This window comes from Aeromonas sp. A35_P, from assembly GCF_002259925.1.
GTDB lineage: Bacteria > Pseudomonadota > Gammaproteobacteria > Enterobacterales > Aeromonadaceae > Aeromonas > Aeromonas dhakensis.
This window is the reverse complement of record NZ_NEVB01000203.1, coordinates 17,691-28,620: the sequence shown is the minus strand read 5'-3', so window position 1 is coordinate 28,620 and position 10,930 is coordinate 17,691. Positions and strand designations below refer to the sequence as shown.

Below are 10,930 nucleotides of genomic sequence, written 5' to 3'. Positions count from 1 at the left end.
ATGGCAGTGATTGCATTGCAGCACGCGTGGCCGACTTTTCAGGTGACAACAGGTCTTGTTGGCACATTCAGGGCAGACAAAGCCGTGAGGAAAACGCCAAGTGAACAACGCGTTTTCGCACTGAGCTTCAGTGCCATAGTCCTTGAGAAGCTCAAACAGGCTGTAGCCTTTCTGGAATTGGACTTTGCTTTTGGCCATGATCTCGCTCCTCGATAACTGTGCATAAGATCAGTATAGTTCGGGGTGACTGCTAATCATGGGTAATCAGGTAGCGTTTAAGAATTTAATGTTTTTATATGCCTTTGTTGGCGGGCTAACCGACAGAGGGAACGGAGATCTCTAGAGTGGCGCCACACCACACGCTGGAGCATAACAATGAAAAACCTCTCTACCCCACACACCAGAACCGCCCTGTTTGGCGGTCAACAGATTGCCGGCATGCCCATGATGATCTTTCTGGGCCTCGCCACCTGCGTCCTCTTCTCGAGTTGGAACGGCTCGCTGCCGCTCGGCATGGTCGGGGCGCTGGCATTGATGTTCGTGCTCGGCACCCTGCTGACCGAGCTCGGCGAGCGCATCACCCCCATCCGCGAATACCTGGGGGGTGGCACCATACTCGCCATCTTCGGCGGCGCCGCCCTGTTTGAATACCGGATCCTGCCAGTCGAGGCGGGTCAGGTGATCATCGGCTTCATGAAGGAGGGGGGCTTTCTCAACTTCTTCATCGCCAGCCTGGTGACCGGCTCTGTGTTCGGCATGAGCGGTGCCCTGCTGAAGAATGCCGCCATGCGCTACCTGCCGGTGATCCTGGGGGGCGTCGCGCTGGCGCTGCTCAGCGTCGGTCTGGTGGGCGCCCTGATGGGTTACGGCTTCAAGAACGCGGTGCTGCTCATCGGTCTGCCCATCATGGGCGGCGGCATGGGGGCCGGCGCCGTGCCGCTGGTGGAGATCCTCTCCGGGCCGCTGCAGATGTCGAGCGCCGATCTGCTGTCGCGCATGGTACCGGCGGTAGTGATCGCCAACACCCTGGCCATTCTGGTGGGCACCCTGCTGGCCCGCCTCGGTCGCCGCTACCCATCCCTGACCGGCAACGGCAAGCTGATGATAAAAGAGAGTGCTGCTGGCGTGGCCGAGGAGAAAGTGCAGGCACCGACGCTGGAGAGCCTGGGCACCGGGCTCTTCATCAGCTCCAGCATGTTCGTGTTGGGCTCATTGCTCGGCAACTTCATCCCCATGCACCCCTTCGCCCTGATGATCCTGGCGGTGGCCGTCATCAAGGTGAGTGGCCTGCTGCCCCGTCGTTACGAGCAGGCGGCGGCCGACTGGTACCAGTTCGTGGTCAGCAACCTGACTCCCTCCCTGCTGGTGGGGATCGGAGTCGCCTATTCCAGTATTCCTGAGCTCATCAGCGCCTTTTCCGTCAGCTATTTCGTGCTGGTGCTGGTGACCGTGCTCGGCGGCGCCCTGGGGGCGGCGCTGGTAGGCCGCATGATCGGCTTCTACCCCATAGAGGCGGCTATCACGGGGGGCCTCTGCATGGCCAACATGGGGGGCACGGGTGACGTGGCCGTGCTCTCGGCGGCCCAGCGCATGACGCTGATGCCGTTCGCCCAGATCTCCTCTCGTCTCGGGGGTGCCGTCATGCTGATCCTGGCCACCCTGCTCATCTCGCTGCTGGCATAAGGAACAAGATAATGAACGACATCATGATGGGCACCAGCCTGCCCTATGCCGAACGCAAGCGTCAGGGCTTGATGGGGCGCATGCCCCACAAGGAGGAGTCGCTGGCCCAGCAGCGGCGCCGCATCTACCGGCTGGTTTCGGCCATGCAGAGCCCGTTTGATCAGCACCTGCTGCTGCGCCAGCTGCAGGAGGACAATCCGGTACTGTTTTACGAGCTGGTGCGCCACCACCTGCCGGAGCTGTTGCCCATCATCTACACCCCGGTGGTGGGGGAGGCGTGCCAGCGCCACAGCGACCTCTATCTGCGTAGCCACGGCCTCTACCTCTCCTGGCACGACCGGGACGAGCTGGACCACATCTTCGCGGCGGTGGAACAGGAGGTGGACGTCATCGTCATCTCCGACGGCGAGCGGGTGCTGGGGCTCGGTGATCTCGGCATCGGCGGCATGGGGATCTGCATCGGCAAGCTGGCGCTCTACTCCGCCGCCGGCGGCATCAACCCGGCGCGCACCCTGCCGCTGTGCGTGGACGTGGGCACCAACAACCCCGAGCTGCTGGAAGATGACTCCTACCTCGGCTGGCAGGCCCGGCGGGTGGATGGCGAGTCCTATTACCAGTTCATGGACAAGGTGGTGGCCGCCATTCGCAAACGCTGGCCCCAGGTGGTGCTGCAGTTCGAGGACTTCGCCGGCAAACACGCGGCCAATCTGCTGACCCGCTACCGCGATGAGCTTTGCATGTTCAACGACGACATCCAGGGCACGGCGGCGGTGGCGTCGGCCTGCGTGCTGGCGGGCTTGCAGCAGGCGGGCAGCGCGCTGGCGGATACCCCGGTGCTGATCGTCGGCGCCGGCTCGGCCGGCTGCGGTATCGCCGCCATGCTGGCCCAGCTGGCGGGCAGCCCGGAGCGGATACAGCTGTTCGATCAGGACGGTTTGGTCTGCCTGGACCGGGCCGGGCTCACCCCGGCCCAGCAGCCGTTCGCCCGTCCGGCGGCGGAGGCGTGCAACACCTTGGCCGCGCTCATCGAGCGGCTGCGCCCGGGAGTGTTGATCGGGGTGAGCGGTCAGGGCGGTCTGTTCGACGGGGCTGTGCTGACCGCCATGGGGGAGGTGTGCGAGCGGCCGGTGATCCTGCCGCTCTCCAACCCCACCCGCAGTGCCGAGGCGACCCCGGCCCAGGTGTGGCAGGCCACCGGCGGGCGGGCCCTGCTCGCTCCCGGCAGCCCCTTCCCGCCGGTAGAGGTGGACGGCGTGCCGCGGGTGGTCTCCCAGTGCAACAACGTCTATGTGTTCCCGGGCATTGGTCTGGGGGCCTGCGCGGTCAAGGCGCGGCGCATCAGCGATGGCATGTTGCGAGCGGCGGTGCAGGCGGTGGGCGCCTATCCGCTGGCCGAAGGGCGGCTGCTGCCCCCCATCGAGCAGGTGGGGGAGGTGGCCCGCGCCGTGGCGAGGGCGGTGGTGCTCTGTGCCCGTGCCGAGGGGCTGGCCGATTTTGCCGGTGATCCCGCACCTTTGATTGACCAGACCTGGTGGCGCCCGCACTATTGGTCCGCGTCCTGATGTTGCAAGGCTAATCGATGAAACTGCGTCACCAACTGGTCACCCTCTCCCTGGGCCTGTCACTGCTCCTGATCGTCATACTGGGCAGCCTGCTGGCGCTTTTCATCCGCCATTTGCTGGAGAGCAATCTGGAGGACAAGGGAGGGGATCTGGCGCGGGTGCTGGCGGGAGACAGCCGGGTGGTGCAGGCGTTGCAATGGGGAAGCGATCCGGGCCTGCGCGACTATGTACAGGGGATCTGCAACCGCACCGATGCCGCCTACATGGTGGTGACCGACGAGCACGCTCGCCGGCTGAGCCACCCCTCCCCGGAGCTGGTAGGGGGCCTGTTTCGCGGCGAGGATATCTGGCCTTCTCTCAACGAGCGCAGCAGCTACTGCTCTAAGGACGTGGGCACCCTGGGGCCGGCCATTCGCTGCTTCGCCCCTGTGATCGGGGCGGACGGGCGTGCCATCGGTGCCGTGGTGGTGGGCTACTTGATGCAGACGGTGGAGAGTATCTACCTGGAGCGGGTCGCCCTGCTCATCAGCGCCACCGGTGCCGTGCTGGGCTGCGGCCTGCTGCTGGCGCTCTGGGTCCAGCATCGGTTGCGTCGCACCCTGCTGGATCTGGAGCCGGAGACCATAGTCAACCGCTTCGTGCTGCAGGAGCTGGTGCTGGAGCACATCTCGGAGGGGGTGATCGCCCTCGATTCTCGCGGCCACATCCGCATGCTCAACAGCGCCGCGTTTTACCAGCTGCGCCTGCCGGGCACCGGCCGCCACGCCCTGCTCGGCCAGCCGCTCTCGGAACTGTCGCCGCCGCTCGCCCCTGCCCTGACCCAGGTCGAGACCGAGCTCGGCTTCACCGTGCACGGCGAGTCGTTCGTCGGGCGCTGGCAGGCGGTGGAGGGCAAGATCCCCGGCCGGCTGCTGATCTTCAGCCGCCCCGAGGTGACCGGCAGTCTCGGCATGCAGGTGACCCACCTGCGTCAGTATGCCGAGATGCTGCGGATGCAGACTCACGAGTTCGCCAACAAGCTCAGCAGCCTCTCCGGCCTGCTGCAGCTGGGCCACGTGGATCAGGCGGTGGAGCTCATCCAGCAAGAGAGCGAGGCGTGCCAGACCATGCTGCAGGATCTGCTGCGGGCCATCGAGGACAAGCCGGTGGCCGGACTCATCCTCGGCAAGTTCAGCCGGGCCCGCGAGCTCGGGGTGGAGCTGGTGCTGGATCCCGATTCGGCGCTGGGCGAGTACCCGGCGGCGGTGTCGGCGGATCTCATCACTCTCATCGGCAACCTGCTGGACAACGGCATCCGCGCCGCCTGGGCCCGGCGCAAGCAGTGTCCGCCGCGGGTGCTCATCTCCCTCAACGACTTCGGACGCCGGCTGGTGATCGAGGTGGAGGACAGCGGCGAGGGGGTGGACGAGGCGCTGGCGGACCATCTGTTTGATTACGGCATCAGTCGCCAGACTGGCGATCACGGTGTCGGCCTGTTCCTGGTCAAGGAGACGGTGGCCAGGCGAGGGGGTGTGATAGAATGGCGCCGCACCGCCGAACAGACGACCCTGTTCGGTATCTACTTGAATAAAAACCAATTGGTGTGATCTATGGAGCCCATTTTCACGCTGGTGATCGAGGATGACGAACGGATAGGATCCATTCTGGCCGAGCTGGTCTCCTCCACCCCCGGATTTTCCCTGCTGGGTCGGGCCGAAAGCCTGACCCAGGCCGATCTCATGATGCGCGCGGCCCAGCCGCAACTGCTGCTGGTGGACATCTCGCTGCCCGACGGCTCAGGCCTGGAGTGGGTGAACCGGCTGCGCAGCCACAACCGCGAAGCCTACGTCGTCATGGTGACCGCCTCCTGCGACGTGGAGACCATCCAGCAGGCCCTCAATCAGGGGGTGCAGGATTACATCATCAAGCCGCTGCGGCTGTTTCGGATCCAGCAGAGCCTGGACGAGATCCTCACCCTGCACCGGCGCATCTGCGAGCGCGGTTCCCTCGAACAGAGCGATCTGGACCGGCTGATGGGCAAGGTGAGGCCCCAGGGGCGTGACGTGCGCGATACCCCCAAGGGGATCGACGCCATCACCCTGCGCCAGGTGCTGGAGCTGTTGGCAGGTGAGCCGGACAGCGCCTTCTCCACCGATACGGTGGCGCTGCGCTTGTCCCTGAGCCGCACCACGGCGCGCCGCTATCTGGAGTATCTGGAGTCGGAGGACAGGGTGGACGTGGATCTCAACTATGGCCAGCGCGGTCGGCCCGAGCGCCGCTACCACTGGCGGCGGGGCAACTAAGCCACTTGCGGATGCACATCAATGAGAAAGGGAGCCTGAGCTCCCTTTTTTGTTGCCGTCGTTGGCGCAAAAACCGCTGTGGCTGGCCGTTCAGGCCTCTTCCAGCAGGGCCGGGCGGGCCTTCGGTTTGAACTGGGAGAGCATGACCCCCGCCAGGATGAGACCGCCCCCCAGCAGGTGATAGCCGTGAATGGGCTCTCCCAGGCTGATGACGGCGATCAGCGCCGTGCACAGAGGCATCAGGTTCATGAACACCGAGGTGCGCTCCGCCCCCATGCAGGCGAGGCCGCGCATCCAGCAGTAGGCGGCGAAAAGCGAGGAGGCGATGCCGGCAAACAGCACCAGGCCCCAGCCTTCGGCGGGCACCGCCAGCGACTCGGCGCAGAGGGCCACCGGGATCAGCAGCAAGACCGCCAGCAGGATCTGCAGGTAGAGGTTGAGCCAGGGGCCGAACGGCAGCTGCCAGCGGCGGATCAGCAGGCCATAGAGGGCGTAGCTGGCGGAGCCGAGCAGCATCAGGCCGTCCCCCTGATTGATGCCGTTGTGCAGCAGCGCCAGCGGTTGGCCCAGGCTCAGCAGCCAGAACACCCCGAACAGGGAGATACTCATGCCGAGCAGCGCCTGTTTGCCCGGCCGCTGGCCGAAGAAGAGGGCGCTCTGCAGCAGGGTCAGCAGCGGGATGAGGGAGCCGATGACCCCCATATTGGTGGCCGAGGTGGTGTGGGCGGCGTAGTAGGCGAGGCACTGGTAGAGCACCATGCCAAGGGCCGCCAGCACCAGCAGCTTGCCGAGCCAGGGGCGGATCTCGCCACGGCGGCGCCACAGTTGCGGCAGGCAGAAGGGGGTCAGCGCGAGAGCTGCGATCACCCAGCGGTAGAAGGAGATGGCCGCGGGATCCAGCACATCGGCGGCGGCCTTGGACACCACGGTATTGGTGGCCCAGATCAGCACGGCGAGCAGCGGAAACATCAGCGGGTAGAAGATACGCATCAGAGACTCCTTGTTATCGAGGTGACCAGTCTACCCTTGTCTTTCTGATATCAAGTAACGTAAAACTGACAAATCATCCCGCGCAAAGGACAATCCGCCCGCCATGGCCATACGTCACTACCATCCGACGGACCTGCATCTGCCAGCGCCCAATCCACTCTATCTGCGCTACCAGCAGATCCAGGCCGAGAGCGCGTGCGCGCCCCACAGTCACCCCTGGGGCCAGCTCAGCCTCATCAGCCTCGGGGTGATGGAGATAGTGCTGGATGATCACCGGTTGGTGGCGCCGGCTGACTACCTCATCTGGGTGCCGGCGGATCTGGAGCACGCCTCCTACAACCAGCAGGCCCTCGATTACACCTCCATCTACGTCAGTCACGCCCTGGCGGCGCGGCTGCCGGCCGAGCCCAGGCTGCTGCAGATGACCCCCTTGATCCGTGCCATCCTGGCGGATTTTTGCGATCGCAAGCTGGGCCACATGGCGGATGAGTGGGACGTGCGCCAGGCCGAGCTGCTGGTGGAGAAGCTGACCCGCACCCGCTGCCAGGACAGCTACCTGCCCATGAGCCAGGACAAGCTGCTGGCCCCCATGCTGGCGGCGCTCTACAGCGATCCCGCCGATCCGCGCACCCTGGCTCAGTGGGCCGAGCAGCTGCACACCACGGAGCGCACCCTGGCCAGACGCTGCGTGCGGGAATTGGGGATGAACTTTGGCCAGTGGCGGGCCCGGCTCAAGCTGCTCAAGGCGCTGGCCTGGCTCAAGGGGGAGCTGCCGGTGCAGGAGATTGGCTGGCGGCTCGGTTACGGCTCCACCTCGGCCTTCATCGCCATGTTCAACCGGGAGCTGGGCTGCTCGCCCCAGCGCTATCGCCAGCAGCTGGGCATCGGTGCCGGGCAGGCGGCGCTCTAGCAAGGAGGGCTCCAGCAATGCAAAGGGCGCCCGCAGGCGCCCTTGTTGATCATGGGAGGGGCTTAGAAGAAGCCTAGGGGGTTGATGTCGTGGCTCACCAGCAGGTTCTTGGTGTTCTGGTAGTGGTCCAGCATCATCTTGTGGGTCTCGCGGCCTATGCCTGACTTCTTGTAGCCGCCAAAAGCCGCGTGGGCGGGGTAGGCGTGGTAGCAGTTGATCCAGACCCGGCCGGCCTGGATGCCGCGCCCCATGCGCCAGGCCAGGTTGCTGTCCCGGGTCCACAGGCCCGCCCCCAGCCCGTACTGGGTGTCGTTGGCAATGGCCAGGGCATCCGCCTCGTCCTTGAAGGTGGTGACCCCGAGCGCCGGCCCGAAGATCTCCTCCTGGAACACCCGCATCTTGTTCTGGCCGTGGAAGATGGTGGGCTGGATGTAGAAGCCCCCCTCCAGCCCGCTCACCTTGGCCGCGCCGCCGCCGATCAGCATCTTGGCCCCTTCGCCACGGCCAATCTCCATGTAGCTCAGGATCTTGTCGAACTGCTCGCGGGACGCCTGGGCGCCCACCTGGGTAGCGGTGTCGAGGGGGTTGCCCTGCACTATGGTGCGGGCGCGGGCCAGCACCCTGTCCATGAAGTCGTCATAGATGCTCTCCTGCACCAGGGCGCGGGAGGGGCAGGTGCACACCTCGCCCTGGTTGAAGAAGGTCATCAGCATCCCTTCCACCGCCTTGTCGATGTAGCTGCTCTCGTGCTGCATCACGTCGGCGAAGTAGATGTTGGGGGACTTGCCACCCAGCTCCACGGTGGAGGGAATGAGCTTGTCGGCGGCGCAGCGCAGGATGTGGGCGCCCACCTCGGTGGAGCCGGTGAAGGCGAGCTTCTGGATCCGGTTGCTGGTGGCGAGCGCCTGGCCCGCCTCGGCGCCGAAGCCGTTGACCACGTTGACCACCCCGGCAGGCAGGATGTCCTTGATGAGATCCATCATCAGCATGATGGTGACCGGAGTCTGCTCGGCGGGCTTGAGGACGCTGCAGCAGCCGGCCGCCAGCACCGGGGCCAGCTTCCAGGCCGCCATCAGCAGCGGGAAGTTCCAGGGGATGATCTGGCCGACCACGCCGATGGGCTCCTTGAAGTGGTAGCTGACGGTGTTCTGATCCAGCTCGGCGGCGGAGCCCTCCTGGGCGCGGATACAGCCGGCGAAGTAGCGGAAGTGATCCACCACCAGCGGCAGGTCGGCGGCCAGGGTCTCGCGTACCGCCTTGCCGTTCTCCCAGGTCTCGGCGATGGCGAGCACTTCGATGTTCTGCTCGATGCGATCGGCGATGCGCAGCAGCAGGTTGCTGCGCTCGGTGACGCTGGTCTTGCTCCAGCTGGCGAACGCCTTGTGAGCGGCGTCCAGCGCCAGCTCGATGTCGGCGGCGTCGGAGCGGGCCACTTCGCAGAACACGCGGCCGTCCACCGGCGAGATGTTTTCAAAGTAGCGGCCGGCGCGCGGCGCCACCCACTCACCACCGATGAAGTTGTCGTAACGGGACTTGAAGCTGACCAGGGCACCTGCCTGACCGGGAGCGGTATAAATCATCTCATCATCCTTTATGTGTGTGGTCCTGACCGGGCTGGCGAGCAACCCGGTTGCTGCTGTGTATCGCAAGGGACGTGCCACAGGGTCTGACCAGCACAGTAAAAGTTACAAAAACGTTATCAAACGGGGTGCGGCAGCGTATCTTGGTTAACCAATGACTGCGGCGGTGGCGATACAACTGTGCCGTTTCTGGACAGTGGTCGTGACAGTCGTGCCGTTTGTGAACAGGAGGTGTGATGAGCGAGTTCCCTCAATCTGGTGCCAGTCCGATCCAGCGCTCCTGGCAGCGCTGTCTGCATCAGGGGTTGAGCCGTCAGCAGAGCGCCGAGCTGGACTTGCTGCCCCAGGGGGAGCTGTCGGCCCGCCAGGAGCAGCACAGGGTGCTGATCGCCAGCTTCCGGCGCTTCGTGCTGCCGCTGTTTGACCTGCTGCTGGCGGGGCGCCCCTGTCGGTTGCTGTTGTGCGATGGCGAGGGGGCGATCCTGGCCGCCAGCGGTGATGACGGCTTCGCCCACCATGCCGAGCGGGTCTTTTTGCGCAGCGGCGCCCGCTGGGGGGAGGCGAGCAAGGGCACCAACGCCATCGGCACCGCGCTGGCCGAGCAGAGCGAGGTACAGGTGCTCGGCAGTCAGCACTTCTTCGCCCAGCACAGCTTTCTCAGCTGCAGCGCCTGCCCGCTGCTCGGGCCGGACGGGCAAGTGATCGGGGTGCTCGACATCTCCACCGATGCAGCCCACCACGATGGCGACATGCTGGGCACGGTGCGGCTGCTGGCCATGACCCTGGAAAATGTGTTGCTGGCGCGCCAGCCGGGCTGGCTGGTGGATCTCGAGCCCCAGAGTCTCTGGTCCGCTCGCCTGCTGCTGGGGGAGGAGGGCGAGCTGCTCGGGGCCAACCGGGCTGGCCGGCTCTGGCTCGGCCAGCACCCCTTCGATGGCAAGCAGCTGCTGCGGGATCGGCGTGGCTTGCGGCTGGTGCCGGAGGCTCATCCCGCTGCGGCCCAACCCGGCCTGCCGGCCGCTACCGGCGGCTCGCACGGCCGGCAGGTGCCGCTCAAGATGCTGGAGCGCGGCATCTCCCTGCTCATCGAGGGGGAGACCGGCAGCGGCAAGGAGCATCTGGTGCGCGAACTGCACGGGCAGTCGAGTCGGCGGGCGCAACCGCTGGTGTGCGTCAACTGCGGCGCCCTGCCGGCGGAGCTGGTGGAGGCTGAGCTGTTCGGCTATGTCGGCGGGGCCTTCAGCGGTGCCCGCAGCCAGGGCAGCCAGGGGTATCTGCGCGCCGCCCACGGCGGCATCCTGATGCTGGACGAGATCGGCGAGTTGCCGCTGCTGGCCCAGACCCGCTTGCTGCGGGTGCTGCAGGAGCGCGCCGTCACCCCGGTCGGCAGCCATAAACCCGAGGCGGTGGATTTCTGGCTGGTTAGCGCCAGCCATCGGGATCTGGCGGCCATGGTGGCGGCCGGCACCTTTCGCGAAGATCTCTACTACCGCATCTGCGGCTGGCGCCAGCAACTGGCGCCGCTGCGCGACTGGCCGGCCTCCGAGCGGCAGGCGCTGGTCCGGCGTCTGCTGGCAGAGATGGATCCTGCCTTGCACCTGACCGATGAGGCCGAGCGCCACTTGCTGGCCCACCCGCTGCCCGGCAACGTGCGCCAGCTCAAGCAGGCGCTGGAGGTAGCCTGCGTGTTGGCGGAGGGGCAGGACTGGATTGAGCCTGCCCACCTGCATCTGCCGACCGTGGCCGTGGCGCCGGTCACCCCCCCGGCGTTGGCGGGCAGCACATTGCGCCAGCAGAACCGGCAACGGGTGCAGCAGACCCTGACAGAGTGCGGCGGCAACGTGAGCGAGGCGGCGCGCCGGCTCGGCATCAGCCGGACCACCCTCTATCGGGCGCTGCGGGAGGCAGGCTGAGGGGTTTGTT

Annotated in this window: 9 protein-coding genes; 6 read left to right on the top strand and 3 right to left on the bottom strand. The window is 65.9% G+C overall.

Going from position 1 to position 10,930, the window contains the following annotated elements; all coding sequences use genetic code 11:
• A partial coding sequence (locus CAK78_RS14735) for a transposase (protein ID WP_141214094.1) occupies positions 1 to 198 on the bottom strand: 198 nt, incomplete at its 3' end.
• Between the two features lie 177 nt (positions 199 to 375).
• On the opposite strand from CAK78_RS14735, the gene CAK78_RS14730 reads away from it, so the two are divergent.
• The 4 genes from CAK78_RS14730 to CAK78_RS14715 are packed head-to-tail and all read left to right on the top strand — an operon-like array spanning position 376 to position 5,527.
• Positions 376 to 1,683 (top strand): 2-hydroxycarboxylate transporter family protein, encoded by a 1,308-nt coding sequence (locus CAK78_RS14730; RefSeq protein ID WP_094697758.1) that lies wholly within the window; start codon positions 376 to 378, stop codon positions 1,681 to 1,683.
• Positions 1,684 to 1,694: 11 nt separating this feature from the next.
• The gene (gene maeA / locus CAK78_RS14725) at positions 1,695 to 3,245 is read left to right on the top strand and encodes an oxaloacetate-decarboxylating malate dehydrogenase (protein ID WP_094697757.1); all 1,551 of its coding nucleotides are present in this window, start codon (positions 1,695 to 1,697) and stop codon (positions 3,243 to 3,245) included.
• Between the two features lie 17 nt (positions 3,246 to 3,262).
• Positions 3,263 to 4,831: an ATP-binding protein gene (locus CAK78_RS14720; RefSeq protein WP_094697756.1), complete on the top strand. Its 1,569-nt coding sequence runs from the start codon at positions 3,263 to 3,265 to the stop codon at positions 4,829 to 4,831.
• Positions 4,832 to 4,834: 3 nt separating this feature from the next.
• Positions 4,835 to 5,527: a response regulator gene (locus CAK78_RS14715; protein WP_094697755.1), complete on the top strand. Its 693-nt coding sequence runs from the start codon at positions 4,835 to 4,837 to the stop codon at positions 5,525 to 5,527.
• Positions 5,528 to 5,617: 90 nt separating this feature from the next.
• On the opposite strand, the gene CAK78_RS14710 is transcribed toward CAK78_RS14715, so the two are convergent.
• A complete protein-coding gene (locus tag CAK78_RS14710; RefSeq protein WP_094697754.1) occupies positions 5,618 to 6,517 on the bottom strand; it encodes a DMT family transporter in 900 nt (299 codons plus the stop codon).
• Between the two features lie 103 nt (positions 6,518 to 6,620).
• Between CAK78_RS14710 and CAK78_RS14705 the strand changes: the two genes are divergently transcribed.
• A complete protein-coding gene (locus CAK78_RS14705) occupies positions 6,621 to 7,427 on the top strand; it encodes an AraC family transcriptional regulator (protein WP_094697753.1) in 807 nt (268 codons plus the stop codon).
• Between the two features lie 62 nt (positions 7,428 to 7,489).
• On the opposite strand, the gene exaC is transcribed toward CAK78_RS14705, so the two are convergent.
• Positions 7,490 to 9,007 (bottom strand): acetaldehyde dehydrogenase ExaC, encoded by a 1,518-nt coding sequence (gene exaC / locus CAK78_RS14700; RefSeq protein ID WP_094697752.1) that lies wholly within the window; start codon positions 9,005 to 9,007, stop codon positions 7,490 to 7,492.
• Positions 9,008 to 9,243: 236 nt separating this feature from the next.
• On the opposite strand from exaC, the gene CAK78_RS14695 reads away from it, so the two are divergent.
• The gene (locus CAK78_RS14695) at positions 9,244 to 10,920 is read left to right on the top strand and encodes a sigma-54-dependent Fis family transcriptional regulator (RefSeq protein ID WP_094697751.1); all 1,677 of its coding nucleotides are present in this window, start codon (positions 9,244 to 9,246) and stop codon (positions 10,918 to 10,920) included.
• Positions 10,921 to 10,930: the final 10 nt, after the last annotated feature.

Coding starts and splice junctions, on each gene's coding strand:
- CAK78_RS14730 (WP_094697758.1), top strand. CDS start 376: ATGAAAAACCTCTCTACCCCACACACCAGAACCGCCCTGTTTGGCGGT.
- maeA (WP_094697757.1), top strand. CDS start 1,695: ATGAACGACATCATGATGGGCACCAGCCTGCCCTATGCCGAACGCAAG.
- CAK78_RS14720 (WP_094697756.1), top strand. CDS start 3,263: ATGAAACTGCGTCACCAACTGGTCACCCTCTCCCTGGGCCTGTCACTG.
- CAK78_RS14715 (WP_094697755.1), top strand. CDS start 4,835: ATGGAGCCCATTTTCACGCTGGTGATCGAGGATGACGAACGGATAGGA.
- CAK78_RS14710 (WP_094697754.1), bottom strand. CDS start 6,517: ATGCGTATCTTCTACCCGCTGATGTTTCCGCTGCTCGCCGTGCTGATC.
- CAK78_RS14705 (WP_094697753.1), top strand. CDS start 6,621: ATGGCCATACGTCACTACCATCCGACGGACCTGCATCTGCCAGCGCCC.
- exaC (WP_094697752.1), bottom strand. CDS start 9,007: ATGATTTATACCGCTCCCGGTCAGGCAGGTGCCCTGGTCAGCTTCAAG.
- CAK78_RS14695 (WP_094697751.1), top strand. CDS start 9,244: ATGAGCGAGTTCCCTCAATCTGGTGCCAGTCCGATCCAGCGCTCCTGG.